The sequence below is a fragment of the Sorangium sp. So ce1504 genome, assembly GCF_051521635.1.
GTDB classification, from domain to species: domain Bacteria; phylum Myxococcota_A; class Polyangia; order Polyangiales; family Polyangiaceae; genus Sorangium; species Sorangium cellulosum_B.
Genome location: NZ_CP150365.1, coordinates 4,189,678 through 4,215,695, shown reverse-complemented (window position 1 = coordinate 4,215,695; position 26,018 = coordinate 4,189,678). Strand labels below are relative to the sequence as shown.

The window sequence follows — 26,018 nt, the reverse complement described above, 5'->3', positions numbered from 1 at the left end:
GCCCCTGCGCGACGCGGAATGCGCGTGCGCGGCGACGGCGCTTCGCGGCGCTCGCGGCACGCCGGGACGACGCGGTGGTGGCAGTTGACGCGGCCCGCGCAGGCTGCTTTAGCGGCGACACGCGCAGGGAACCAGCTGGGGCCCGAGAGGCCTCGATCCTGCACGCCGGAGCGGCTTTCGCGGACAGGACCGCGCCCCTTAATTCGATCGCGTGAGGAGCCAGGGCATGAGGATGAAGGATCGTCTGGTCGACCAAGCAAAGAAGCTCACCTCGTCGGGCGTGGTCGTCCGTGTCGTCAGCAACGATCGCGTGATGCGGCTCGCCACGGGGGTCATGGACGCGAAGAACCGCCTGCGCGCCGCCCGGGAGCGGGCCGCGGAGGCCTGGGACATCCTGCTCAACGGGCACGCGCTCCCGAACATCGATCCCGCGCTCGACGACGAGGCCGGCGTCCACGTGGCGACGCCGTCCCGCGCGGCGGCCCGCCAGCCCGCCGCGCCCGGCGCGGGGGGCGCGGGGCTGTCCGTCGTGGAGGACACGGCGAGCAGCGACGCGCTGCGCGAGCGTACCGCCGAGCGCGCCGCCGCCCGCACACACGTGAACGGCGTGGGCTCGAACGGCGCCGGCACCTACGTGGCCGCGGCGGCCGAGCAGCAGCTCGCGACGCAGATGGCGGCGCGGACGTCGCTGTCGCGGATCGGCGGGCGCGACGTGTTCGAGAAGGCGTACAAGTTCATGACCGCGGACAACGCCCGCGCCATGGGCGTCTACCCCTTCTTCCGCCCGCTCGACTTCAACAACGGCCCCGAGGCGCAGCTCGAGGGCCGGACCGTGATCATGCTCGGCTCGAACAACTACCTCGGGCTGACGACCCACCCGAAGGTGCGGGAAGCCGCGCGGAACGCCATCGACAAATACGGCACCAGCATGACCGGCTCGCGGCTCGTGAACGGGTCGATGCGCCTCCACAACGAGCTCGAGCAGAAGCTCGCCGCCTTCCACGGCAAGGAGGCGGGGCTCGTGTTCACGACGGGCTATCAGGTGAACATCGCGACCATCTCGGCGCTCCTCAGCAACAAGCGGAGCGTCGCGATGATCGACAAGGACGATCACGCATCCATCTACGACGGCGTGCGGCTCGCGCAGGCGGCCGGCGCCCGGATGGTGCGCTACAAGCACAGCGATCCCGCCGCGCTCGACAGCGCGCTCTCCGAGCTCGCCGACACCGAGGGCGCCCTCGTGATCACCGACGGCGTCTTCAGCGCCCAGGGCGAGATCGCGAGTCTGCCCGGGATCGTCGAGGTGGTGAAGAAGCACAAGGCGCGGCTCCTCGTCGACGACGCGCACGCGCTCGGCGTCATCGGCCCCGGGGGCCGCGGCACCGCCGCGCACTTCGGCCTCGAGAAGGAGGTCGACCTCATCGGCGGCACCTTCTCGAAGTCGCTCGCCTCGATCGGCGGCTGGCTCGTCGGTGAGCGAAAGGTGCTCGATTATATTCAGCATTTTGCCTACAGCTTCCTCTTCGCGGCGAGCGCCGCGCCGCCCTGCGTGGCCGCCGCCATGGCCTCGCTGGAGGTCATGCAGGAGGAGCCCTGGCGCCAGGAGAAGCTCCGCGAGAACTTCACGTACATGCGCACGGAGCTGCAGCGGCTCGGCTTCGAGCTCGGCAAGACCGAGACGGCCGTCATCCCCATCTACATCCGCGACGATCTCAAGACCGTGATGATGTGGAAGTCGCTCCTCGACGACTACTCGCTCTACGTGAATCCGTTCATCACGCCCGGCGTCCCGCCCAAGCAGCAGGTCCTCCGCACGAGCTACATGGCGACCCACGAGCGCAAGCACCTCGATCACGCGCTCGAGGCGTTCGAGAAGGTCGGCAAGAAGTTCGGCGTCATCTGAGCCGGTAAGCCGGTGAGCCGGGAGGAGCGCCCTCCGGGCCCGCTCCCCGCGCTCGACGTGATCGACGCGCGCCCGCCACGTTCGGCATTTTCGCCGCGCGGCGGGCGTGGTCAGCTGAGCGGTCATGGATCTTCGACCGTTCGCGCAAGGCGTCGCCGGTGCGCTGGGACCTGCGCTCCGCTCTTTCTTCCTGACCGCCGCGGCCATGTCGTTCCTGGCCCTCGTGCTCGCCGCCTCGTCGTATGCCATCGCGGCCGGCGGCTCGGCGCTGCGCGGGGCGCTGGCGGCCGTCGCGGCGCTCGCGCTCTCCGCCGTGATCGGCTTCACGCTGTCGTGGAAGCGGGCGCTCGGCACCGGCATCCTGCAGATCGTGCGGGCGAAGCGCCTCGGCGGGATGCTCGTGAGCTCCGTGTTCGAGCGGCTGCTCGGCGTCTCCGAGCAGGCCGAGGCGGGCGCCCGCGGCGGGCGGATGGCGCAGGCGGTGGAGCGCGTCCCGCTCAACGAGGCGGTGAAGCGCCTGCGCCTCGCCGTGATCCACAGGGTGCAGGCCGCGCCGACAGGGGGCGGCGTGCGGGGGTTCCTGCGGCGCAGGATCGAGGCGCAGCTGCTCGGGACCATCGAGACGCTGACGCTGGCGCGCTTCCGCAACGAGGCCAACCAGGGAGGCGGCATCGACCTGCTGAAGGTGCGGGACGAGCTCGCCCAGGGCGTCGACGGCCTCGTCACGGACCAGCTCGAGGGGACGTTGCTGAAGATGACGCTGCTCCTCGTCGGGGCCGCCGCGCTGGCGTCGCTCGGGGCGGCCGCGGGCATCCAGCACATCCCCCTGTGATCCTCCTCTCAAACCACGCGCAGGCCCTCTCCCCCTGCGCGCCCCCGGCCCTCGGCGAACGGCACCCTCGCCCGGTCGAGCGCCGTCGACGGCTCAAGCCGCTCCCCTGCCCGATCGACGCCTGTGGCCAGCGAGGTGCGCCGGCGCGGGCAGGCCACGCCGCCGCGCGCGCCGCTCGGGGGCTTCCCGTGCACATCGGCTTTGCCTAACCGCTCTCCATTACGTTAGTGTCGACCGACTGCCGCTACGTTTCATGTTGCTCTCACGTTTCATGTTGCTCTCACGTTTCATGTTGCTCTCACGTTTCATGTTGCTTTCACCTCATGCTGCGCAGAGGAGGCAATTCGATGATGGAGAACGATATGCGGAGATGTTGCTCGGCGCTCGCTTGCGTCGTGGGGTTGCTCGCGTCGCCGGCCGCCTGGGCTCAGGATCCCGCGCCGCCCTCGGCTGATCCGGGCGCAGCGGCCGCGGCCGGGGCGACGGCCGCGCCGACGCCCGCGGCGGAGCCCGCCGCGCCGGCGCCGCAGGCGAGCCAGATCCCGAGCTGGTTCCGCTTCGACGCAGACAGCCTCGGTCTCCAGCTCTGGGCCGGCGCCACGCACCAGGTCGGCCCCATCAGCCTCTCGAGCGACATCTACCTCACGACGCAGGGAACCGCGGAGTTCGACATCGGCCCCGCCTTCACGATGGGCCCTGTCATCATCAACCCGATGGTGGGTTTCTCGTTCAACTTCATGACGATGCAGCCGGCGGCGCTGGTCGCCCCGCAGCTGTTCACCTTCGTCGACTCAAAGCCCGTTTACTTCGAGTCGTGGATCCTGGGGTCGTTCTCCAGCATGTTCAACGAGAGCGTCCAGAACTACGTCTACACGCGGGACTTCCTGCTCTACTACCCCATCGACGACTTCGGCATCGGCCCGCACCTCGAGGCCACGGTCGACCTCAACGAGGTCACGCTCGAGGACGACCCGTTGACCGCCGGTGCGGACGTCGACGAGAGCGGCCTCGCCAGCCTGCAGGTCGGCGGCGTGATCGGGCTGAACTACGGCACGGGAAACAAGCTGCTCCTGTACGTCGGCTACGAGACGCAGAAGGAGAGCCAGATCGAGGAGAAGTACAAGCTCGCCGGCCGGTTCACGTTCATCCACAACTTCTGACGACGCGCGCCGCGCGGCGGCGGGTCGAGCTTCCCACCGGCCTCGGGCGCTGGTACCGCAGCGCCATGGCCAGACCGATCTCGTTCTTCACGACCGCGCTGTGCACGTTGCTGGGGCTCGGATGTCAGGCCCGGGATAGCGTCCCGCCGGCCGCGCCGGCCCCGAGCGCGTCCGCGTGCCAGCCCGCCGACTGCGGCCCCCTCGCGATGATCGCCCGCGTCTGCGACGACGGCTCCACCGGCAGCCCGCAGTGCACGCGCGCCGAGGGCGGGGCGTGCCGGTGGGAGCACGTCTGTCCCGGCGCGAAGCCGGCCTCCGAGGCGGCGGCCCCTGGGCCGAGCGAGCCCGCCCTGCCGGACGCTCAGCAGCCGGATCCGCCGCCGCCGGCCACGGCGCTCGCGGACACGAACGCCGCGTTCGCGCAGCGCCTCTACGGCAAGCTCGCCGCCACGAAAGACAAGCTCTTCTTCTCGCCGGCGAGCATCTCGACCGCGCTGGCCATGACCTACGCCGGCGCCCGCGGCGAGACGGCGGCTCAGATGGCGAAGACGCTCGAGTTCACCCTCCCGCCCGAGGCGCTCCACCCCGCGTTCGCCGGGCTCCTCAAGGAGCTGGCGCTGGCGACCGGGCCCAAGGGGCCCGAGCTCCGGATCGCCAACCGGCTGTGGGGCCAGGCGGGGCTGCCGATCGAGCCCGCGTTCCAGAGCACCACCCAGCAGCACTACGGGGCCGGGATCGAGCTCGTCGACTTCAAGGGCGGGAGCGAGCCGGCGCGGGGGCGCATCAATCAATGGGTCGAACAACAGACGAACGGGAAGATCAAGGACCTGATGCCCGCCGGCAGCATCACCGGTCTCACACGGCTCGTCCTCACGAACGCCGTCTACTTCAAGGGGAAGTGGGCGACGCCGTTCGACAAGCAGGCCACCAAGAACGAGCCGTTCACGGTCAAGCCCGGGACGGCGCCGGCCGTGCCGATGATGCGCAAGACGCTCCTGGCGGGCTTTGGAAAGGCCGCTGACGCGTCGGTGCTGGAGCTCGCGTACGAGGCGCAGAGCCCCGAGCGCCGGCTGGCCATGGTCGTCGTCCTGCCCGAGCAGGTGGACGGGCTGGCGAAGGTGGAGCAGCGCCTGGCGGCGGGGGAGCTCAAGTCGTACGTGGAGGCGCTCCATCCGGCGCGGGTCGACGTGGCGCTCCCGCGCTTCAAGATGACCGCCGAGCTCGAGCTGTCGGCGACCCTGAGCGCGCTGGGCATGCCGCTCGCGTTCGACGACAAGAAGGCCGATTTTACCGGGATCACGAGGGCGGAGCCGCTCTTCATCTCCCAGGTCCGCCACAAGGCGTTCGTGGAGGTCAACGAGGAAGGGACCGAGGCCGCCGCGGCCACGGGGGTCGTCATGACGACACGGTCGGCCCCGGCGCTGCCCCAGGTGTTCCGCGCGGATCACCCGTTCGTGTTCCTGATCCGCGACGTCGCGACAGGCGCCGTGCTGTTCATGGGCCGCGTGACCGACCCGCGATGACGTTCCTCCCGGCGGAGGGGGGCCGAAAGTCCGCGCGGAGCGCCAGAGCCGCCGTACGATGAGCCGTTTTGCCGAGCCTTCACGGGCTCCGCCACCCCCATCTCGAGGAGCGAGCGATGAAGAACGAAGACGCCGCGAAGGTGCTGCATGCCGTCCGTGACCTGGCCCCCGCGATCGCCTCACGGAGCGCGGAGATCGAGGAGGCGCGGCGCCTCCCCGCGGATCTCCTCGGCCAGCTCAAGGCGGCGGGTTGCTTCCGGATGTTCGTGCCGAGGAGCCACGGCGGCCACGAGGTCGATCTGCGCACGGGGATGGACGTCCTCGAGACGCTCGCCCGGGCGGACGGGGCCACCGGCTGGACCGTGATGATCGGCTCGGAGAGCCCGAACCTCTTCTCGCTCCTGCCGCGCGAGCGCTTCGACGCCATCTACGCCGGCGGGCCGGATGTGATCATCGGCGGCGGCTTCAACGCGCAGGGGGAAGCCCACGCGACGGACGGCGGCTACCGGGTCACCGGGCGCTGGAGCTTCGCGAGCGGCTGCGAGCACGCCAGCTGGCTGTTCGGGAACTGCGTGATCATGGACGGCGGCCGCCCGCGGATGGGCCCTGCGGGCGAGGCGCCGGAGATGCGGGGCATGCTGTTCCCGGCGAGCGAGGCGCGCATCATCGACACCTGGTCCGTGCTCGGCCTGCGTGGCACGGGCAGCCACGACATCGCGCTGGAAGGGGCCTTCTGCCCCGAGGCGAACACGTTCGATATCTTCCGGGGCCAGCCGTCGGTGGCCGGGCCGGGCTTCGTCGCGCCGGTCCTGCACTTCGTGCTCCACATGGGGGCCGTGGCCGTGGGGATCGCCCAGGGGGCGCTCGACGACGTCGTGACGCTCGCAAGCTCGGGCAAGAAGCGGCTGTATGCGCGCGCCCAGCTGGCGGACTCTCCGCTGTTCCAGGTGAACCTCGGCCGCGCCGAGACGAGCGTCCGCGCGGCGCGCGCCCTGCTGCGCGACACGGAGGACGAGCTCTGGGACGCGTGCGTGAACAACCCTGGCGCCGCCCTCGCGATGGCGCCGCGGATCTCGGGCGCCCTGGCCTGGGTGACGGAGGTGACCGCCCGGGCCGTGGACGCCTGCTATCAGGCGGGCGGAGGCGGAGTCGCCCGAAACGCCTCGCCCGTGCAACGGCGGTTCCGGGACATTCACACCTTCTCGCAGCACGCCGCCGCCGCAGAGGGCTGGTTCGGCCAGGTCGGCGCCGCGCTCCTGGGGCAACCGACCGGCTTCTGGACCTGAACCTTAGCGATCACCGTCGTGGTCGTGAACGTGGTCGTGGTCGTGGTCGTGGTCGTGGTCGTCAACGGCTCGATCGTGAACGTGAACGTCACTCGGAGATCGCCGCTCTCAACTCTCACGATTCACGTCGGCCGGCGCACGACCACGACCACGACCACGACCACGTTCACGACCACGACCAACGCGGTATACGTGGACATGTTGCGCCCCGCCCCGCTCGCCCCGCTGGTCCTCGCCGCCGCGTCGTTCGTCGCCTGCGCCGGTGCCCCGCGCCAGGCGGATGCTCCCGCGCCGCCGCGGCCCCGGGCGGGCGCCTGCTCGGCCCGTCCGGCCTGCGACGCGCCGCCGCCGGCTGCCCTGCCGCGCGGGTTCAGACACACGCGCTCGCGCCTCGTCGCGGCCGGGTGGCCGCGCCACCGCGGGCGCGACCTCTTCGCCCGCGCCGACGGGCCTCAGTGGGCCATGGCGAAGCTCGCTTACGGGCCGCAGGACGACGATCTCGAGGACGAGGACGTCGAGGCCTACCTGCTCCGCGGCTGCAGCGGCGCCTGGGAGCGGCTCGGCACCTTCCGGACGAGCGACGACGACCACCCGCACCCGACCACGGAGGGGATCCCGGACACCGGCGGGCGCGTCTACATCGACCTCGCCGCGGGCCGGCGCCTCGAGGTCGGCCGGCACCGCGTCCACCTCGCCGTGGCCGGCGACGCCACGAGCGCGGATCTGTTCATCGAGATCCTCCCGCCCGGCGCGCAGGTGGCCGTGACCGACGTCGACGGGACGCTCACGTCGAGCGAGGTGGCGGTCGTGAGCGAGCTCGTCGGCGGCGGCCCGCCGGCGGCGCACCCCGGCGCGGCGGAGGCGATGCGCGCCCTCGCCGAGAGCGGGATCTACCTTTTCTATGTGACCGCGCGCCCCGAGTGGCTCGTGGGCAGCACGCGGGTCTGGCTGCGAGAGCAGGGCTTCCCGCCGGGCATCCTCCACACCACCATCGGCGTCACCGGCGCGTTCGGCGGCGCGGCGGCCGAGTACAAGACGATCGAGCTCGGATGGCTCAAGGCGCGCACGGGCATCGTGCCCTCCTTCGGCTTCGGCAACATGCCGAGCGACGTGGCGACGTACACGGCCGCCGGGATCCCCGCCTCGCGGTGTTTTTATTACAAGCTCGGCGGCGATCTCCGCGGCGGCGTGCCCCACGAAGACTACCGGGGCCTCGTCTCGACGCTCTTCAGCCCACAGGCCGCCTGCGCGCCCTGAGGGAAGCGCTCGCGACGCGGGCCTGCGCGCCCCGCGCCACGCCAGCGGCGGGCGTGCCCGGATCAGGGAGCGCCCCCGCCGCCGATCACTGCGGGATGTCGATCACGTCCTCGCAGGTGAAGTCGACGCCCAGGGACGCCTCGGGATCGGACTGTATCGCGCCGCACACGCTCTCGCAGAGCTCGATCTGCGTCGGGTTCGACGGATTGTCGTAGCGCCAGGCGTCGGCGCTCGCGCACTCCTGATCGTACGCGACGGCCTTCGGCTCGCCCCCTCCGCTCGTGTACGTCACGCGCACCCGCTGCTTGTCGAACGTCCGCCCGTCGGGAGCGGCCGGGATCGCGACCGTGCACGACACCGAGGCGCCGCGGATCTCGTCGATCGCCGCCCTGAACGCGGTCGCGGTCGCGTCGGGGTTGCCGGTCTCGATGATGAACGCCTTCCCCGTGCCGCCCGCCACGGCGATGTCGCGCAGGTTGTCGACGTTCCCCGGCTCGTCCTCCGGCGGGTTCGCCACCCCGATCACGTAGGTCGGGACGTTGTCCTGGCGCGCCCCCTCGACGCGCTCGACGACGGCCTCGATGCTGTCCGCGTCTCCGCCGCAGCGCTGCGGGTAGCCGTCGGTCACGAGCACGAGCGCGTACTTCCCGGGGTTCTCCTGGCGCTGCGCCTCGATGAAAGTCACCGTCCCGTCGACCACGAACGCCGTCGGCGTGCTCGTGCGCCAGTCTTCGTCGCGCGCGGGCGTGACATCGTCGATCGCCTCGCCGAACGCCTCGGAGGGCAGCGGCGTCATCTCGACGTCCGGCGCGCGGTAGGTTCTGGCGTCGCACATCCGCCGCTCGCCGGGGAAGAACGTGAGCGAGGCGGTGAGCCCCGCGGACGCCGGATCCTTGAAGAACTGCTTGGTCGCGGCGACGACGGGATCCCACTTGAGCTCCTTGCTGTGCGAGGGCCTGTCGTTCATCCCCATGCTGCCTGACACGTCGAACGCGACAGCCAGGTACACGGGCTGGAGCCCGGCCTGGGCCGATTGCGTGGCGCACGCCTCGCCGGCCCCGGTCGAAGGGCCTGCGCCGCTGCTGGGGTCGCCTGAGCCGGCGCCGCTGCCCGAGGTCACCCCCCCTGAACCGAAGCCGTTGTCGTCGCCTCCGCTCCCATTACCCGAGCTGTTCCCGGCGCCCGAGCCGCTCTGATCGAGACTCTCGTCGTCACCACCGCCGCCGCACGCCGCGCTGGCCACGGCGACCGTGAACAAGGCAATGCCCATCGCAGGCAATCTCATGGCCTGACTCCTTTTTAAGTAAGTGCCGGCGCTGCGCGCCGGTAGCAAAGCAGACCGCCACACGCGACCTCAGGAGCCGGCGCATCGCCGGACCACGCTCCTGAGAACTCGCCACCCATGTCGAGTATAAGCCATCGCGCAGCGCATTGCGAGATGCGCTTGCTCAAAGTTCGTATCAGTTTCGTGACATCGTGTCGGTTCGCGCTGGTTCGCTCTGGTTCGCGCTGGTTCGTGCTGGTTCGCTCTGGTTCGCGCGCCCTCAGCGCAACTCACCCGTGTGGCCGAACGCCTGTGCGCCTGTGTGACCTGTATGCGCACACAGGCGCGCGCCGGTGCTACGGTTCGCGCCTGATGGTCCGCGCAGTGTGTTTCGATCTGATGGACACCGTCCTCTACGACCCGTACCGGGAGGCGCTCGCCGCGGCGATCCGGTCCGCCGCGCCCGCCGCGCGCGCCGCGCCCCCCGAGATTGCAAAGCACCGCGACCCCACGTGCTGGCCTGCGTTCGAGATCGGCGAGATCGATGAGGCCGAGTTCGCTCGCCGGTTCTTTCGTGAAGGCGCCGAGGGGTTCTCGTTCGACCTCGACGCGTTCAACCGGGTGCGCCGCGCGGGATATCGCTTCTTGCCGGGCGTGCGGGAGCTCGTCGCGTCGCTCGAGGGCCGCTCGCTCAGGTTCGTGGCGAGCAATTACCCCGTGTGGGTCGAGGAGGTGCGCGAGGCGTTCGCGCTCGACGTCCTGTTCGAGGGGGTCTATTCGAGCCATCACCTGGGCGTGCGCAAGCCGGCGCGCGAGTTCTTCGATCGGCTCATGACGCGCATCGGGGTCGGCGCGGGCGAGTGCCTGTTCGTCGACGATCGCGCGGAGAACTGCGAGGCGGCGGCCGCGGTCGGGATGCGCGCGCACGTGTTCGACGGGGCCGCGGGGCTGCGCGCGCGGCTGGTCGGCGAGGGGCTGCTCGGCGCGTGACGGGCTCGCCCCGCGCCGCCCCGCGCGTCAGAGCGCCGCGCAGAGCGGGCACGACGCGCCCGCGTGCGGCGCGTCGCCGCGATGGAGATCGAGGATGGCGCGGGAGATCTGCGCGAGCTCGCGCCGCACCTCGCGGCGCATCCCCTTCACGCGCGGGATGACCATCGCGTCGTAGGCCGTGGTCTGGTGCCGCATCCAGGCGATCACGGCCGACTCGGCGCGCTGCGCAACCGGGATCCGCTCGGTGCGGGCGACGGTGCCGCTGCCGACCGGCGTGGCGTGCAGCGTCACCTTGGTCGCGATCGCACGCGCGAGCGCCGCGTAGCGCGGCGAGAACCGGAGGAACGCGGCCACCGCCGCTTCGAACTCGCGCACGTACTCCTCCTGGTCGCGCTCCCTCCGCCGGGCGTCCGCCTCCCGCTTCTTTGCGTACGCGGGCGTGCTGCGCTCGGCCTCGAGCGCCGCGCGGGCGGCCTCGATGGTGGCGGCCGGCGCCCAGAGACCCCGGGAGAACGTCTTTCTCCCGCGCTTCTCGACGACCATCCAGGACGGGCCCGCGAGCTTCACCCGGCGGGTGAGCCCGGGGTCGCCCGGGGGAAGGCACACCCAGCCTTCGGGCGGCGAGAGCAGCGCGCCGTCGGGCGCGCGGAAGCGGCGGGGATCCGGGGTCGGGGCCAGGGTCAGGCACTCGGGCATGGCAAACCGCCGGCGTGCTAGGCCAGCTCATGCCGCGCGTCCAGAAGACGCCGGCCGCCGCCGTCGCCCCGCGCCGAAGCGGCCCCGCTGGAGGATGGTACGCTCCGCGCCAGCGAGGGGCGCTCGCCGGTGTTCGCCCCGGCGCGGCCAACAGGACAGGAGGACAGCGTGTCGGACGACGATCGCACGAGGTGGGACGCCCGCTACCGCGAGGGCGGCGGCGATCCGGGGGAGCCGTCCGCCGTGCTCACGGCGCTCGATCCGCTGCTGCCCCGGCGCGGGCGCGCGCTCGACCTGGCGGGCGGCGCGGGTCGTCACGCCCTGTGGCTCGCGCGGCGCGGGCTCGACGTGACGCTGGCCGACATCTCCGAGGTCGGGCTCGGCATCGCGCGGACCGCCGCGGCGAGAGAAGGGCTCGCGCTGCGCACGGTGGCGCTCGACGTGGAGCGCGACCCGCTCCCTGCCGGGCCGTGGGACCTCCTCCTGATCTTCTACTTCCTCGAGCGCAGGCTCGCGGCCTGCGCGGCGGAGCTCGCCCCGGGCGGCCACCTCGTCGTCGTGCACCCGACGCGATCGAACCTGCTGCGGCACGCGCACCCGAGCGCGCGCTGGCTGCTCGATGACGGCGAGCTGCCGGCGCTCCTCGGCGAGGCGCTCGAGGTGGTCCGTTACGAGGAAGGGTGGCTCGAGGAAGGGCATCACGAGGCTCGCCTCGTCGCGCGACGTCGGGGCGTCGCGGCGCCTCCTCCGTGACGGCGCCTCCTCCGTGACGGCGCCTCCTCCGTGACGGCGGCCCGCCGCCGACGTCGCGCGACGACCATGACGCACGAGCTCCGCGCTGGCGGGCGCCCGGCGCGCGTACGTCGCGGTGCGCGGGTCCCCAACGCTTGCCGCGACGCGAAGATCGCGCTTTGCTCGCGCCATGCGCTTCGCTCGCCTCGCGCCTCCCGATCAGGATCGCCCCCCCTTCTTCGCCCGCCTCGACGGCGCAGCCGCGCTCGTCCTGGACGCTCCGCCCTGGCTCGGCGGCAAGACCACGGGGGAGGCCGTGGCGTGGACCGACATCGATCTCGCCTGCCCCGTGGCTCCCACGAAGATCGTGTGTGTGGGGCGCAATTACGCCGCGCACGCGCAGGAGCTGGGCAACGACGTCCCGGTCGAGCCGCTCCTCTTCCTCAAGCCGCCCTCGGCGCTCATCGGTCCTGGCCAGTCCATCGTGCTCCCTCCGGAGAGCCAGCGGGTCGAGCACGAGGCGGAGCTCGGCGTGATCATCGGCCGCCGCGCCCGGGCCGTGCGGCCGGAGGACGCGCTGGACCACGTGCTCGGGTACACCTGCCTCGGCGACATCACCGCGCGGGATCTGCAACGGAAGGACGTGCAATTCACGCGGGGCAAGGGGTTCGACACGTTCTGCCCCGTGGGGCCGTGGATCGAGACGGCGCTCGATCCTGCGGCGCTCCGCGTGCGGGCAGTCGTGAACTCCCAGGTGCGGCAGGACGGCATGACGGCGCAGATGATCTGGGGAGTGGCCGAGCTGGTCGCGTACATCAGCCGGGTGATGACCCTGGAGCCTGGCGACGTCATCGCGACCGGGACGCCCCAGGGCGTGGGGCCGCTCGTGTCCGGCGACGAGCTCGTCATCGATATCGCCGGCGCCACGGCCGAGGCGCGCGGGATCGGCGCGCTGCGGGTGTCCGTGGCCGCGCGGGGAGACGGCTCATCTCATTGACACGCTCACATCAGCCTTCCCATTGCTCTGGTATCCTTCCACGAACATCGAGACCTCGTTCAAGGTCCCCATGTTCATCCCCAGCGCCTGCCATGCATCAAAGTGGTTGGCGACGGTGATGGTTCCGCTCGTGCGCTTCGCCTTACGGACGCTCCAGAACTGATAAGCGGCGTTGATGCCATCAATCGCAAGCACGATGGTTCGCTGGGTTTTGTAGATGTCATAGGTGCCTCCGTCGCTCGTGACGGTGCCCATGGTTCCCGGTCCGCCCGGGGGACGCCAGGTGCCCCAGCTATCAATGATGTAGTATTCCACCATCGGGCTCTTCGTCCACCCGTAGACACCCAGGAAGGAATTGCCGCCTGGCTGAAAGTCGGCCTCATAGGTCACGATCTGATTCCGTGACCCGGGCCTCAGCCCCTTACGCCCCAGCAAATTATTGATATTGCTCCATTCCACGCTGAAGCCGTCAGCGGTGTTGGTCAGGCATCCGGTCCCCTGGTCCTTCCAGAGTTCATAGAAGAGATCGCAGTGGCTGCCACTTTGATTGCTGCAGACCGGCTGTTCGGGTGTCGTGCACGTGTCGGGTGCGCCGCCGGCCCCACCCTCCCCGCCGGCGCCGCCTGTCCCCGAGCTGCTGCTCGACGATGAGCTCGAGCTGCTGCTCGACGACGAGCTCGAGCTGCTGCTCGACGACGAGCTCGAGCTGCTGCTCGACGACGAGCTCGAGCCTCCGCTGCCGGCGACCGATACGAGCGAAGGCTTGCCGGAGCCGTTCGCGCAGAACCCGAACGTCGTCGAGGCATTCGGCCGCAGATTTCCGTTCCAAGTCAGGTTCGAGGCGGTGAGCTGCCCGTTCGATGAGGCGAAGGTCGCGTTCCACTGGTTGGCCACCGTGGCGCCGTTGAGGCCGACCACCACGCGCCAGCTGGTGGTGTTCTGCTGGCTCGTGTTCTTGACCGTCACGTTCGCGCAGTAGCCACCCTGCCACTGAGACTGAAATGCGAGATCCGCGGACATCCTGCCGTCCGAGCTGTTCAACGCGGAGTCCAGGACATTGAGGTCCTCGTCCACGATGCGCTCGACGTTGCACGCCAGCAGGCTGCATCCGATCGAGGCGGCGAAGTAGCCAAGCAAGGGAGCGATGCGCATTGAAGGTTTCTCCAGGAGGGTCCGGTGGAGTCGCGGGCCTCTGCTCGAGATGGATTCATGAACCATCGAGACACCTGCGTGCCCTCGATCCATTGGTTGAGATTCAGAATTTCCGGCCAGGGCGCTCGTGATCCCGGTGTTCACGAATTCACCCGTGGGCCGGCGCCGACCCCATGCCTGGCGCTCACGACGCTCGTCGAACAGACGCGCACACACGAATACGCCGTGTGATGGTGCCGGGCACCAGCTCGCAGAAAGCAAGAGCAACTCGGACGCGCAGCCGCAAGAAGCAAGTGATCCCGGCAGTAGCCCCCCTCGGAGTCGGCCCCTGAGCGATCCTGCGACCGACTGCGGCGCCCGGCTGAGAGAGGTCCGGACCGCCAAGGGCGGTTTGGAACAGTCTTACAACCATGAGGCGAAAGTCAAGGGTGCTCTCTTCATCTCGGTTAATTCGCCCTGCGGAGTCTTGCAAGATCACAGTCACGCTGCATGCGTGGGTTCAATCATCGAAGCATCATCGAAGCGGCGAGCGCGACGAGGGCATCGCCGAAACCTCCGAAGAGCAGGCCGACGAAGCCGGGGTCCGGCGCTGCGGTAGCCGTGAGCGTGGAGCGCGACGGCGCGCCGCTCGCGCCCCCCTCGGAGGCGAGTGCCCCGGCCGCGGCGAGCTTCCAGCATCGCCCGACGCCCACGCACGCGCCCGTTTCGTGCAGACGGTCCAGAACGGCATGTCAATTCTGGCCCGCGATGGGGCGAGCCGCGCCGAGTTGGAGGCGGTGGCCCGCGTCGCGATGCTGAACTGGGACGTGGTCGGCCGAGTCGCACGCGCGCTCGAAGGTTTCAGCTCCGAGCCCGAGGTCGGCGTCGTGCTCGGCCACCACTGCTCGCTCGATCTGTCAGGATCGCGCTCGTGACAATCTCGAAGAGATGATCGGCGCGTCGACCAATCGACGGTTGGTCGCCGAGCCACGCCAGCGCCGCGATCAGCGCGAACAGCTCCGTGCCGTCGATGTCGCTCCGCGCCTTGCCTTCAGCTTGCGCGCGGGTGAGGAGTCGCGTGCCTGCCGCGCGCACCGCGACGCACGAAGCGTGGAGGGCGGACTTCGGGTCATCGAGGGCGGCGATCATCAACGCCGTGATGCCGTGATAATTGCGCGTGAACGCGACCGCATCGCGTAGCCACGTCACGAGCGCATCGTCCGGCGCGCTCGAAGTTTCGAGCTCGGACGCCTGCGCCGTCATGTCGTCGAGGCTCGTGCGAAGCAGCGCCTCGAGCAACGCCTCTCGCGTCGGGAAGTGACGGTACAGCGTGCCGAGGCCGACGTCGGCTCTGCGGGCGACGTCGCGCAGCGATGCGTCGGCCCCCTGCTCTTTGACGACATCCTCGTGAACAATGCGGGTGGGTCGAACGGGTTCCCGGAAGGCGCCGCCTCGATCCCGGAAGGGGAGTGGCAGGACGTCTTCGCGTTGAACCTCTTCTCGTCGGTCCGCCTCACCAACGCGGTGCTGCCGGCGCTCCGCGAATCGAAGGCGGCCGCGGTCGTGAACATTTCCTCGACGGCCGCGACGATGGGGGCCGGGGCAGGCCCCTTCGCCCACTACAGCGCGGCGAAAGCGGCGCTCGACGCCTACTCGCGCGTCCTCGCCGTCGACCTCGCGCCGAGCAATATCCGCGTGAACGTCGTGACCCCCGGACCGGTGACGACCGTGGGCTCGGACGCGGTCCGGAAGACGTTCGGCGACGCGATGGGCGTCCCCGCCGAGGCCTGGCTCCAGTCGGTGCCGCTCGGCCGCTGGGGTGCCACCGACGACATCGCCGAGGTCGTCGCGCTGCTCGTATCGGATCGCGGCAAGTGGCTGACCGGCGTGAACTACCGCGTCGACGGCGGAATGACGGCGCGCTGACCATCAGGCCCTCATCGAAGCGATTCGGCGATACCGCGGTGAGAACGTTGCAGAGCTTCGACGCCGCGTACGTGCGCATCTGCGCCCTCGCGCTCTGCACCTCGCTGAGCTCGACCTGACCACGCTCCAGCTTCTCGGCGTGCTCCGGTGGCGCGACTCCGTTCGTCCTCGGGTCGTGCAGGTTGCTGGTCGTCAGCGCCACGGCGGCCCCGTGTGCGAGGCGCGGCATCGCGAGCGCGGAGGCCGTGCGGGCGTTCCGGCGCGACGTGGGTCTTCGATCGCGTGAACACATGAACCCGTGATCGCGCGCCGCGTCCTTCCGGCGCGCCAGAATACGCGCGCCGGACGGCGCGTTGAGCCGGGCGTGCTCCCGAAGCCTCGCCCGGCCCTGCCCCGCCTCGGCGCGTCGACCCCTCGACGGCTCGCCTATCGCACGCTCGTGACCCTGGTGTCGCTGCTGCTCGTCGGGGGCGCTGCCCTGGCCTTCGCGCGCCTCTGGGTCCTCCGGTCGGCGCGCATCTACCGCGAGCTCGACGCCGTACCGCGGGGCGAGGTGGCCATCGTCCCGGGCGCGCTCGTGTGGCCGGACGGAACGCCGTCGGCGGCCCTCGAAGATCGGCTCGCCGCGGCCCTCGAGCTGTACCGCGCCGGCAAGGTGCGGCGCGTCCTGGTCTCCGGGGACCACGGGCGTGTCGGGTACGACGAGCCCAACGCCATGCGCGCGTGGCTCGTCAGCCGGGGCGTGCCCTCCGAGGACGTGTTCATGGACCATGCGGGCCTGCGCACGCTCGACACGATGCAGCGCGCCGCGCGCGTCTTCGGCGTGCGCGACGCGGTCGTGTGCACCCAGGGCTTTCACCTGCCGCGTGCCCTGTACCTGGCGCGCGCGGCGGGCTTCCCCGCGGTGGGGTACGCCGCCGACCGGCGCGTCTACGCGAACGCCGACCGCGACGCGCGGCGCGAGCTCCTCGCCACGGCGCTGACGCTCATCGATACCTGGTCAGGCCGCGGGCCGCGTTTCCTGGGGCCGCCGGTGCCCATCCAGGGCGACGCGAGCGCTTCCCACGACGCGTGGACGCGCGGGCTCGTCGTTCGATGAGGCGCGCCGCGCATCCGACAGCGCGCCCTCCAGAAGCTGGCTTGATGGCCCGTCCTGCTCGGTCGCGCCATCACCGGCCCCTGCACGCACGCTCGCCGACATGAGCGAAACGTGCAGCGCGGATCACGCTTCCAGTTTGCTGTACCGCAGGCGTACCGCGACGAAGTCGCTTGACTTTCGGAACGCGTTAAAGTTCCTACCGCCTTCGACCGGGGCAAGGGAGCAAGAGTCTGAAATCCAGCATTCCTCTCCCCTGCGTTCCGCGGTTACCCCCAGGTTAGCGGAGGAGATCGATGGAGTTCAGATTGCTCGGCGGGTCAGGGTTCAAGGTTCCGGTGCTGAGCCTCGGGACGGGGACGTTCGGCGGAGGCAACGAGTTCTGGGACAGCTGCGGCGCGCTCGACGTGGCCGAGGCGACCCGGCTGGTCGACATCTCGCTCGAGGCCGGGATGAACATGTTCGACAGCGCGGACGTCTACTCCAATGGGCTCGCGGAGGAGATCCTCGGCCAGGCGATCAAGGGCCGGCGGGATCAGGTCATCATCTCGACGAAGGCGACCTTCCGGAGCGGCTCCGGGCCGAACGACGTCGGCTCGTCGCGGTACCACCTGGTGAGGTCCGTCGAGGGGGCCCTGCGACGGCTTCAGACGGACCATATCGATCTCTTCCAGCTTCACGGCTTCGACGCGCTCACGCCGCTCGAGGAGACGCTCGGCACGCTCGACGATCTCGTTCGAGCGGGAAAGATTCGCTATCTCGGCTGCTCGAACTTCTCAGGCTGGCACCTGATGAAGTCGCTGGCGGTTTCGGAGAAGTATGGTCTTTCTCGGTACGTGGCGCACCAGGCCTACTACTCGCTGGTGGGGCGCGACTACGAGTGGGAGCTGATGCCGCTTGCGCTCGACCAGAAGGTGGGCGCGGTGGTCTGGAGCCCGCTGGGCTGGGGGCGCCTGACCGGGAAGATCCGGCGCGGGCAGCGGCTGCCGGAGGTCAGCCGGCTCCGGAACAAGCTGGTTGTCGAGGGGGGGCCGCAGATGGACGACGAGGTTCTCTATCGCGTGGTCGACGCGCTCGATGAGGTGGCGAAGGAGACGGGCAAGACCGTCCCGCAGATCGCGATCAACTGGCTACTGCAGCGACCGAGCGTCGCGAACGTGATCATCGGCGCCCGCAACGAGGAACAGCTTCGGCAGAACCTTGGGGCTGTCGGGTGGAGCTTGACACCGGAACAGGCGGCAAAGCTGGATGCCGCCAGCAAGACGAGACTGGCGTACCCCTATTTTCACCAGACCGGGTTCCACGAGCGGAACCCGTTCCCCGTCGCGGTTTGATCGGCTGACCTCACCGTGGCCCGCCGCCGTGCGCGGCGGGTCAGACGACCGGCGGCCCGCGGCGCCGCGCCGTGCGGACCCAAACGTGCGTCGTCGAGGACGGGCTACATGGGCTCCGGTGCTGCACCACGACGTCCGGTGTGGATTATTGCTGGTGCTTCCCGGACGATTCTCTCGCTGGCCCCGCACCCGCGTGAGGCCCGCGAGGAGGGCGCTCGCTCAGACCCCAGCGCCCTCCCGGAGCACGATCGTCACGTGCGACAGCCCTGTCCCGCCGAGGAGCATCGCCTTCACGAGGAACTCGACCATCGTGTCGAGGCACTCGGCGGGCGAGAAGCCCGCCCTCCCCGCCCCGAGCAGCGGCAGCGCCATGCTCCGGAGCTTCATCGTGTCCGCGTGATAAAAGCACCCTTCCAGGAGCCGCAGGATGAGGTCGCGCGTCGGCCTGTAGGTCGCCACGTGATCCCAGTCGAGCGTGATCGCGTGGAACACGAACCGCGCGTTCAACCTGCCAGCGGAGCTGACCACCACCCCGCCGTGCCGCACGGGAACGTACTTGCGCGTCTCCATGTGGCACACGCCGCCGCTCGCGTGGTTCAGGGCGAGCGCCACGCCGCCCGACATGGTGAGCTGCCCGTCGTCCGCGCTCACGAGCGCGTCGGCCGACACGCCTGCGATGTTCGCGCGCACGATCGAGAGCGTCCTGTCCCCGTGGAACTGGAAGGCCGTGACCGGCCCCGCAGGGCCGCCCGACAGGAGGGCGGGCCGGAAGCGCTTGTACTGCTCCATGTACACGCGGAGCGTCAGATCGTGCGGGTCCCCCCAGCGGGTGCTCTGGGCGCCCACGAGGGCGGTGTCGATCTCGTCGAAGGACTGGAAGCGGTCCTTCGGGTCCTTGGCCAGGCAGCGCTCCAGGACGGCCTGCACGTCCTCGTCGAGCTCGGGACGGAGCGCCCGCGGCCGGGCCGGGATGTCCTGCCGGTGCGCGAGCAGGAGCGGCAGGAGCTCCTGCTCCTCGAACGGCCGCTGGCCCGTGGCCGCGTGGTAGAACGACGCGCCATAGCTGTAGATGTCCGCGCGCGTGTCGCTCTCCTGCGGGCTCCACGCCTGCTCCGGCGCCATGTAAAATGGCGTCCCCAGCACGGTGCCCATCGCGGTGAGGGGCTGCTCCCGGAGCGCCGAGGGCCCCGTCGTGGCGGTCAGGCGCGCGAGGCCGAAATCGGCGACCTTCAGCTCCCCTGACGGCGCGATCAGCATGTTCGAAGGCTTCAGGTCGCGGTGCATCACGCCGAGCTCGTTCGCGGCGGCCATCCCCCGCGCCGCATGGAGCATGTAGCGCCGCAGATCGTCGAGCGGCAGCGGCCCATCCTGGAGCCGCGCGGCCAGCGACGGGCCGCCCACGTACTCCATGACCATGAACGGCGATCGGCTCGAAAGGAAGCCGAAGTCGTAGCAGCTCACCACGTGCGGCGACTTGATGAGCGCCGAGATGCGCGCCTCGCGCAGCATCCGCTCCCCGGCGTTCGGATCCGTGTGCCCGGTGAGCACCTTGATCGCGACGACCCGCGCGAGCGCGAGGTGGCGCGCGCGGAAGACGGCGCCCATCGAGCCCACGCCGAGCAGCCCCTCCACGCTGTACCGGCCCGTGAGCTCCTTGCCCAGCGTCGACGCGTCGATCATGAACGGACCATCGCTTGCACCAGCGATGATGTTCGGAACCCCGGGCGCCGCGGTCAAGGGGCACGGCGCGCGACGCGGCTCAGACGGCGTACGCCGCGGGAACGCCGGCCTGCGCGCGCTGGCGCGGCGCCTCGCGCAGCCTCGCGATCTCGGCCTCGACGCGGGCCCTGAGGCGCGGATCGTCGGCGAGGCGCCTGGCCCAGAGCCGCTTCATGCGCACCCACACGGTGCGTCGGATCGCGCGGTCGCCGAGCGCCGCGGCGCCCCCGCTGCGCTCGGTCGCGACGGTCAGCCGGGCATAGTCGGCCGCGTGCAGCGGGCCACAGATGGCTTCCCACGCGCCGACATAGGCGGCGTCGAACCTGTCGCGGAGCGCCCGCTCGCGGCGCCTGGTCTCTTCCGTCATCGCGTCCCTCCACCGCCGCTCGGCCTCTGCCCAGCGCGCCTCCGACAGGCCGTGCGCCCTGAGCACATCGGCGCGGGGGACCGGCTTCTCGGCGAGCTCCGCCGTGACGATGGCGCACCGCTCGAGGCTCACCTCTTCGCCGTCGCCGAGCGGCAGGAGCGACGCGGAGGGCGATTCGTCCTCGCGCCGGAGGACGTGAAAGAAGCGGGACGCGGCGGGTCGCTCGGGCTCGCGCGCGAGGACGCCCGAGGCCGGGGCGGCGTAGGACGAAGACTCGATGGGCGGCGGCGACACCTCGGCGGACGGCGGCGGAATATCCTCCTCCAGCGCGAGGGTCGCGAGCCCCATGGACGGGCCGGGCGCCGGTGAAGCGAGCGCGCCAGACCAGGGCGCGCCGGGGATCGGCGCCCCGAGCTCGACGCGCGGCGCCGGCCTCGGGTCGAAGAAGAACGGGATCGCGGGCCGCTCGCCGACGCGCGCCTCCTCCTCGCTCGACAGCGCGAGCGTCGCGCTCGCGACGGCATCGATCTGCGGTCGCGCTGGCTCGGGCCGGCCCTGCCGCGCCGATCCCGGCGCGGGCGCGAACGGAAGCGCCGGCGCGCGCACCGCCGCCTCGCCCTGCTCGTCGGAGAGCGCGACCGTCTGCAGCGGCGACGGGGGCTGGATCAGGTCGATGAGCTCGATCTCGTCGTCCGAGAGGTGGATGGTGCGCCCGGGATCCACGCCCCGCTGGCGCGCCTGGCCGGGCGCGTCCTTGATGTGCACGGTCCCTCGCGGGCCGATCGGGAGCGCATCCGGAGCCGCTCCCGCGGCGCCCGAGGCCCGCCCGGGGCGCAGGTCGGGCCACGCGAGCGCCTCGCCGTGGACCGAGACGCCGGCCGCGATCCGCACGGCCCCGAGGGCGAGGTCGTCGGGGACGGGGACGATCTGACGCCACACGACCGTGCAGCGCTGCTCGGCGCCGTCGATCCGGAGCGTGTCCGCGTTGAGCTCGATGACGTCGCCCCCCGTCGCAGGAGGCGCGGCGAGCCCGTGGATCCGCGCAACGCCGCGCGCTCGGGGCAGGCGCATCTCCAGCCGGCGAGCGGCCGGATGCAGGTTCTCGAGCACGATCCACTCGTCGCCGCGCAGATACTCGGTCCGCTGGTCCGGGGGCGCCGCCTGGAAGTACGACCAGTCGAAGCCAGCGGGGATCTCCGCGTTCGGACCCTCGAGCGTCTCGCGCCGGGTCTTGCCGAGCAGCCGCTTGCGCACGGGCCAGGCGCGCGCGATCGGGCCGAGCCCCGCGGGCCGCGCGGGGTCCTGGGGATCGAGGACCCTGGCCTCGCCGTCGCCCGCGTCGATGCCGAAGGGGTTCTCCCACCCGTTCGCGCCGCGCGCTGCCTTCTCGTACACGAGGGGCATCCGCTGGAACGGCTTTTTGTCGCGGACGAGGAGGCGTTTGTCGAGCGCGCAGCCGCCCGCGCCGAAGACGGCGAGCCGCACCGGCAAGCACTCGACATGCGCCCCGTCAGGGGCGTGCGCGTCGCCCGTGAAGAGCACGTCCGCGCGGCCCAGGTAGGGCGCGAGATCGCCGGTGAACCGCACGCTCCGCGCGGGGTTCTTGCCGTGATGGACCTCGGCGCGGAGGATCTCCTGCGGCTCCGTCCGCCACATGGCCGCGCCGGGCGTGAACGCGAAGCTCGCCTTGACGATGATCGTGATGTAGCGCTGGCCCTGCGTGCGCCACGAGACGGCGGCGGCCTCGGCGCCCGGGAGCGACGCCACGGCGTCGGGCGGCAGCGCGCTCATGCCCCCGTCCTCCTGCAGAAACACCTCGCCATGGTTCGCATCGCGTCAAGCATCGCTCGGCGACCATTGAACCCGCTCAACGTGACCATCGCGTTGCAATCGCGTGATCTGCGTGTGGAGCCGGCGCGGCGGCGAGGGCGTGAGCGGGCGTGGACCGGAGCCGCCGCTCACCCGCCGCACGGGTTCACCCGGCATGCCCGGACGAAGCCGATCTCGCTCTGCCCCGCCTCGATCCGCTCGATCCACCAGGCGAGCCCCGGATAGGTGGCCCGGATGAACGCCGCCGCCTCCGCGAAGCGCGCCGCGTCTCCCCGCGCGGCGTAGATCTCGGCGCGGAGCGCGTGGGCCTCCGGCTCGTAGACGCCGCGGAGCACGTCGAGGAGAGCCGGGTCCACGTCGCCGAGCGGCTGCGGCCCGTACATCAGGTAACGCAGGATGCGGTCGAAGCGGAGCGGGTCGCCCGGCTCCACGCGGCCCGTGACCGCCGCGCCGCTTTCCGGAGGGAGGCTCGTCCAGCGGCCCCAGGAGCCCGCGCGGGCGGCCTCGGGCGCGAGGCGCCCGAGCTCGAGCTGCTCCTCGGGGCTCGGCGCCGCGAGCTCGATCGGCACCGGCGGGCTCTCCGCGCGGTCCGGCGGCCCGATGTAGACGATCGCCAGCGTGTACTGCCCGGGATCGAGCCCCGCCGGGAGGTACGACGAGACGTCGATGAGCATGCGCCTGCACTCGCCCGGGCACAGGCGGAACACCGGCGTGCCGTGCTCGGGGAGCACGACCGGCCAGGGCTCGGTCCTCGCGACCTCCTCGCCGGTGCCCGCCCGTGCGAGGCGGACGCCGATCGCGCCGGCGTTGCCCGCCCAGCTCGGGCGCGGCAACCGCAGGATACAGGCGCCAGGGCGGTCGGCGCACAGCGTGATGGCCACGTGGAGGGGAAAGCCGAGCACATAGCGGCGATCGTGATCGAGCGAGCGGAGGACCAGCCCAGGCCGGCCGACCGGGTCCCCGGCATTTCGCGCGTGTTCATCCGACATGACAGCCCCTCATCTCCATTGAAGTCCCCTGTTGTTCTCCAGGCGCACGCGCCGGGTCTCCTTCACGTGGCGCCCGCACAGGTCGTTGCCGACCCGCCCGTCAGTTCCAGGGATGAGCTGCTGGTCGGCGTCCACCATCCAGTGGGACCGATAGTTCATGCAGCACGTCGTCTGGCGCGGCGTCCGGTAATCGAAGTAGCCGCACTTGTGCGGCATTCCGAACGCGTGCGTGAGCTCGTGGACGATGGTGTGGAGCGTGGCTTGCTCGAAGCCGCGCCGGGGCTGCGCCCCCTCGGGGTCCCACCACGCCCTGTGATGGGTGAACAGGATGGTCCTGCCGGCGAAGTACCTCGCCGGCCCGACGTCGATCGTGGGGCTCATGCCGGCGGTGTAGGTGGCCCCTGGGCCCCGCACGTCGGCCTCGACGCGCGCGGGGATGCCGTAGCCCGGGGGCTCCCACGCCCCGTCCCTGCGGCGGGCCCGAGGGAAGAAGAAGAGGCGCCGCTCGTACGCGTGCGCCAGCGACCCGTCGCCCGCGGTGAACTGGCTCTGGATGTCGTGCGGCGCGATCCAGAGACGGGTCCGCGGCGGGTCGCCGAGGATGGCCGCGCTCGCGACCGAGAAGCCCATCTGCCAGCCGTCCCAGCGGAACGTGACGTAGCTCGCGTCCGGGTGGGCGCCAGGGATCTCCACGTACTCGCCGCGCCGCTCGCCCTCGCCGCCGTCCAGGATCGTGACGCTGCCGGAGAACAGCGGCTCGCCCCGGACCTCGGGCACGGCGTGCGGCTCGAGCGCGGCGATCAGGCAGAACCAGCCAGGGTCCCCGGCGTGCTCGAACTGCTCGCTCACGAAGCGCGAGGCCATCTCGCCGAGCGTGCTCGCGTCGAGCGCCATGTGCTGCAGGTCCTGGATCACGCGGGCCTCGGTGAAATCGAGCTGGGTGAAGACGGGCTCGAAGTGCTCCGGCGCCTGCTCCACGGGCACCGGGGGCGCGCTCTCCATCCGGATGTACTCGACGTCGATCCGTCGCCAGAGCGTCATGATCCCGGTCTCGTCGCCGGCCGCCTCGGCGATGCCATCGGCGTCGATCTCGGCGCTCACGATCAGGTTGTCTCCGGCGATGTCGGTCATGTGGCGCCGGACCTTGCTCCTCCTCCCGGCGATCGCCGTGCTCGCGCTGGTCTCCGTCGCTTCGGACAGCGCATAGCCCTCCACCTCTTCCCATCCAGGCACCCTGTCCTGCGTTCCCTCGTTGTCGTCTTCAGCCGGCGCCACATAGTCCCCCGCGGCGTCGTAATCGTTCTCGTCGAGGGTGGCAGCCCAGTCCGGGTGCACCTCCGGCGGCTCATTCGAGGGATCGTCTGGATCGCGCGCGCTCCAGCGAATCCGGGCTCCTTCTGGCAGCTCGCCCTCGGAGCTCATCACCTCGACGGTGATCTCGACGAGCTGCGTATTCTTTGCCCACTGCCCATCGAGATCTCGGTTGATGTAGACGCGTCCCCGGTTATCGAGGCTCTTGTAACCGGGCTTATATCCAGCCGCCCGCGTCGTCCCCGGCGGCGCTGTGCTGTCGGGAAAGCCCGGCAGATACAGGCCCTTGATGTCGACAATCCGGACAGCGATCATCGGGACGCAGCATTGCAAATGCCGCGCTCAGCCCGGCCGCCTCCGGGCGTCTCATCCCCGGGGCGCGTGCCTTCCGCTTGTCGCTTTCTCCCGGCGCGCGTTCGTGCGTAGACTCGGCGCCCTCATGAGCTTCGAGCCAGTTGCAGGGTTTCGCTTCGGCGCCGTCAGCGCCGGGATCCGGAAAGACGGGCGCATCGACGTCGCGCTCGCGGTGGCCGATCAGCCGGCGATCGTGGCCGGCATGTTCACGCGGAACGTGGTGCGCGCGGCGCCCGTGGACATCGCGATGCAGCGCGTCCGGTCGGGGCGCGCTCGCGCCGTCGTCGCCAACAGCGGGTGCGCGAACGCGTGCACGGGCGAGGCAGGCTGGAAGGCGACGCTCGATACGACGCGCGCCGTCGCCGAGTCCATCGGCGCCTCGGAGGACGAGGTGCTCCCCGCCTCGACCGGCGTGATCGGCGCCGTCCTGCCCGCGCACCGGATCATCGAGCGTGTCCCCGAGCTGTCGGCGCGCCTGTCGCCGAAGGGCTACCTCGATTTCGCCCAGGCGATCTGCACGACCGACCGCTGGCCGAAGCTCGCGCAACGCAAGCTCGGCGCCGGCGCGACGCTGCTCGGCATCGGCAAGGGCGCCGGGATGATCCACCCCGACGTGGGCCCGCCCCACGCGACGATGCTCGTCTTCCTGTTCACCGACGCCGTGCTCGACGCCGGCGAGGCGAGCGACGCGCTGGCGGCCTCGTGCGACGTGACGTTCAACGCGTGCAGCGTCGACGGGGACACCAGCACCAACGACACGGTGCTCCTCCTGTCCTCCGGCGCGTCCCAGCGCCGCGTCTCGCGCGACGAGCTCTCGGCGGGCCTCACCGAGGTCTGCGGCGAGCTCGCGCGCTCGATGGTGGCGGACGGCGAGGGCAGCACGCACGTCGCCGAGATCCGCGTCCGCGGGCTCGCGACGCGCGACGGTGCGCGCGCCGTCGCGCGCACCGTGGCCACGTCGATGCTCGTGAAGACCGCGCTGTTCGGCAAGGACGCGAACTGGGGGCGGCTGCTCGCCGCCGCGGGCCGCGCAGGCGTCCCCTTCGACCCGCGCGAGGCCCAGATCCTCGTCGGCGGGATCCCGATCGTGCGGAACGGCGCGCCGGTCGGGGCGGAAGCCGAGCTCAAGGCGAACGAGGTGCTCGCGCGCGACACCTACGTCATCGAGCTCGTGCTCGGCGGCGGCCCCGGCGACTTCGCTTACCTCACGAGCGATCTCGGACACGGCTACGTCGACGTGAACGCGGGGTACCGCTCCTGATCCTCGCGGGGTGACCGGCCGGGCTGCTCGCAGGGAGCGCCCCCGCGCCTTCGCCCCGAC

22 protein-coding genes and 1 pseudogene are annotated in these 26,018 nt (G+C 71.1%); 14 read left to right on the top strand and 9 right to left on the bottom strand.

Translation table 11 applies throughout. The features are described from left to right. Positions 1 to 226: 226 nt before the first annotated feature. The gene (locus WMF39_RS16005) at positions 227 to 1,903 is read left to right on the top strand and encodes an aminotransferase class I/II-fold pyridoxal phosphate-dependent enzyme (RefSeq protein WP_437746366.1); all 1,677 of its coding nucleotides are present in this window, start codon (positions 227 to 229) and stop codon (positions 1,901 to 1,903) included. Between the two features lie 124 nt (positions 1,904 to 2,027). Further along, the gene (locus WMF39_RS16000) at positions 2,028 to 2,735 is read left to right on the top strand and encodes a hypothetical protein (protein WP_437746365.1); all 708 of its coding nucleotides are present in this window, start codon (positions 2,028 to 2,030) and stop codon (positions 2,733 to 2,735) included. Between the two features lie 8 nt (positions 2,736 to 2,743). Here the strand turns inward: WMF39_RS16000 and WMF39_RS15995 are convergent, their stop codons facing one another. Beyond that, a complete protein-coding gene (locus WMF39_RS15995) occupies positions 2,744 to 2,929 on the bottom strand; it encodes a hypothetical protein (protein WP_437746364.1) in 186 nt (61 codons plus the stop codon). Positions 2,930 to 3,082: 153 nt separating this feature from the next. Here WMF39_RS15995 and WMF39_RS15990 point away from each other — a divergent pair, with 153 nt between their 5' ends. The 4 genes from WMF39_RS15990 (at position 3,083) to WMF39_RS15975 (ending at position 7,961) form a co-directional block, all read left to right on the top strand. After that, complete coding sequence (locus tag WMF39_RS15990) at positions 3,083 to 3,895, top strand: hypothetical protein (protein WP_437746363.1); 813 nt, start codon at positions 3,083 to 3,085, stop codon at positions 3,893 to 3,895. Between the two features lie 65 nt (positions 3,896 to 3,960). Then, complete coding sequence (locus WMF39_RS15985; RefSeq protein WP_437746362.1) at positions 3,961 to 5,418, top strand: serpin family protein; 1,458 nt, start codon at positions 3,961 to 3,963, stop codon at positions 5,416 to 5,418. Positions 5,419 to 5,534: 116 nt separating this feature from the next. Next, complete coding sequence (locus WMF39_RS15980; RefSeq protein WP_437746361.1) at positions 5,535 to 6,704, top strand: acyl-CoA dehydrogenase family protein; 1,170 nt, start codon at positions 5,535 to 5,537, stop codon at positions 6,702 to 6,704. Between the two features lie 18 nt (positions 6,705 to 6,722). Beyond that, positions 6,723 to 7,961 carry an LNS2 domain-containing protein gene (locus WMF39_RS15975; protein WP_437746360.1) on the top strand — a complete coding sequence of 413 codons (1,239 nt, stop codon included), beginning with the start codon at positions 6,723 to 6,725 and terminating at the stop codon, positions 7,959 to 7,961. Positions 7,962 to 8,046: 85 nt separating this feature from the next. Here WMF39_RS15975 and WMF39_RS15970 read toward each other — a convergent pair whose 3' ends face one another. Then, positions 8,047 to 9,246 (bottom strand): vWA domain-containing protein, encoded by a 1,200-nt coding sequence (locus tag WMF39_RS15970; RefSeq protein ID WP_437746359.1) that lies wholly within the window; start codon positions 9,244 to 9,246, stop codon positions 8,047 to 8,049. Positions 9,247 to 9,597: 351 nt separating this feature from the next. Between WMF39_RS15970 and WMF39_RS15965 the strand changes: the two genes are divergently transcribed. Beyond that, positions 9,598 to 10,215: an HAD-IA family hydrolase gene (locus WMF39_RS15965; RefSeq protein ID WP_437746358.1), complete on the top strand. Its 618-nt coding sequence runs from the start codon at positions 9,598 to 9,600 to the stop codon at positions 10,213 to 10,215. A 27-nt stretch (positions 10,216 to 10,242) separates the two neighbouring features. On the opposite strand, the gene WMF39_RS15960 is transcribed toward WMF39_RS15965, so the two are convergent. After that, the gene (locus WMF39_RS15960; protein WP_437746357.1) at positions 10,243 to 10,911 is read right to left on the bottom strand and encodes a DUF2293 domain-containing protein; all 669 of its coding nucleotides are present in this window, start codon (positions 10,909 to 10,911) and stop codon (positions 10,243 to 10,245) included. Between the two features lie 168 nt (positions 10,912 to 11,079). On the opposite strand from WMF39_RS15960, the gene WMF39_RS15955 reads away from it, so the two are divergent. Next, entirely contained in the window at positions 11,080 to 11,664 is a 585-nt protein-coding gene (locus WMF39_RS15955) for a class I SAM-dependent methyltransferase (protein ID WP_437746356.1), read from the top strand. Positions 11,665 to 11,833: 169 nt separating this feature from the next. Further along, the gene (locus WMF39_RS15950; protein ID WP_437746355.1) at positions 11,834 to 12,640 is read left to right on the top strand and encodes a fumarylacetoacetate hydrolase family protein; all 807 of its coding nucleotides are present in this window, start codon (positions 11,834 to 11,836) and stop codon (positions 12,638 to 12,640) included. On the opposite strand, the gene WMF39_RS15945 is transcribed toward WMF39_RS15950, so the two are convergent. Beyond that, on the bottom strand, positions 12,629 to 13,660 hold the full coding sequence (locus WMF39_RS15945; protein ID WP_437747984.1) for a glycoside hydrolase family 11 protein: 1,032 nt from the start codon (positions 13,658 to 13,660) through the stop codon (positions 12,629 to 12,631). The two genes, WMF39_RS15950 and WMF39_RS15945, sit on opposite strands and share 12 nt — an antisense overlap. 794 nt (positions 13,661 to 14,454) lie before the next feature. Between WMF39_RS15945 and WMF39_RS15940 the strand changes: the two are divergent. After that, positions 14,455 to 14,598: pseudogene (locus WMF39_RS15940) on the top strand (TetR/AcrR family transcriptional regulator); the annotation flags it as partial. A gap of 34 nt (positions 14,599 to 14,632) precedes the next feature. On the opposite strand, the gene WMF39_RS15935 reads toward WMF39_RS15940, so the two are convergent. Further along, a complete protein-coding gene (locus WMF39_RS15935) occupies positions 14,633 to 15,187 on the bottom strand; it encodes a TetR/AcrR family transcriptional regulator (RefSeq protein WP_437747983.1) in 555 nt (184 codons plus the stop codon). Between WMF39_RS15935 and WMF39_RS15930 the strand changes: the two genes are divergently transcribed. The 3 genes from WMF39_RS15930 to WMF39_RS15920 all read left to right on the top strand — a co-directional run bounded on the left by WMF39_RS15930 (position 15,089) and on the right by WMF39_RS15920 (position 18,127). Further along, positions 15,089 to 15,697 (top strand): SDR family oxidoreductase, encoded by a 609-nt coding sequence (locus WMF39_RS15930; RefSeq protein ID WP_437746354.1) that lies wholly within the window; start codon positions 15,089 to 15,091, stop codon positions 15,695 to 15,697. The two genes, WMF39_RS15935 and WMF39_RS15930, sit on opposite strands and share 99 nt — an antisense overlap. 364 nt (positions 15,698 to 16,061) lie before the next feature. After that, the gene (locus WMF39_RS15925) at positions 16,062 to 16,796 is read left to right on the top strand and encodes a SanA/YdcF family protein (RefSeq protein WP_437746353.1); all 735 of its coding nucleotides are present in this window, start codon (positions 16,062 to 16,064) and stop codon (positions 16,794 to 16,796) included. 293 nt (positions 16,797 to 17,089) lie between these two features. Then, positions 17,090 to 18,127, top strand: a complete 1,038-nt coding sequence (locus tag WMF39_RS15920) for an aldo/keto reductase (RefSeq protein ID WP_437746352.1) — start codon at positions 17,090 to 17,092, stop codon at positions 18,125 to 18,127. 219 nt (positions 18,128 to 18,346) lie between these two features. Here WMF39_RS15920 and WMF39_RS15915 read toward each other — a convergent pair whose 3' ends face one another. The 4 genes from WMF39_RS15915 to WMF39_RS15900 form a co-directional block, all read right to left on the bottom strand. Further along, positions 18,347 to 19,807: a serine/threonine-protein kinase gene (locus WMF39_RS15915; protein WP_437746351.1), complete on the bottom strand. Its 1,461-nt coding sequence runs from the start codon at positions 19,805 to 19,807 to the stop codon at positions 18,347 to 18,349. Between the two features lie 79 nt (positions 19,808 to 19,886). After that, positions 19,887 to 22,004 (bottom strand): DUF2169 domain-containing protein, encoded by a 2,118-nt coding sequence (locus WMF39_RS15910; RefSeq protein ID WP_437746350.1) that lies wholly within the window; start codon positions 22,002 to 22,004, stop codon positions 19,887 to 19,889. 167 nt (positions 22,005 to 22,171) lie between these two features. After that, positions 22,172 to 23,032 (bottom strand): hypothetical protein, encoded by an 861-nt coding sequence (locus tag WMF39_RS15905; protein WP_437746349.1) that lies wholly within the window; start codon positions 23,030 to 23,032, stop codon positions 22,172 to 22,174. A 9-nt stretch (positions 23,033 to 23,041) separates the two neighbouring features. Further along, positions 23,042 to 24,658 carry a hypothetical protein gene (locus tag WMF39_RS15900; protein WP_437746348.1) on the bottom strand — a complete coding sequence of 539 codons (1,617 nt, stop codon included), beginning with the start codon at positions 24,656 to 24,658 and terminating at the stop codon, positions 23,042 to 23,044. A gap of 124 nt (positions 24,659 to 24,782) precedes the next feature. Here WMF39_RS15900 and argJ point away from each other — a divergent pair, with 124 nt between their 5' ends. Next, positions 24,783 to 25,958, top strand: a complete 1,176-nt coding sequence (gene argJ, locus WMF39_RS15895; protein ID WP_437746347.1) for a bifunctional glutamate N-acetyltransferase/amino-acid acetyltransferase ArgJ — start codon at positions 24,783 to 24,785, stop codon at positions 25,956 to 25,958. Positions 25,959 to 26,018: the final 60 nt, after the last annotated feature.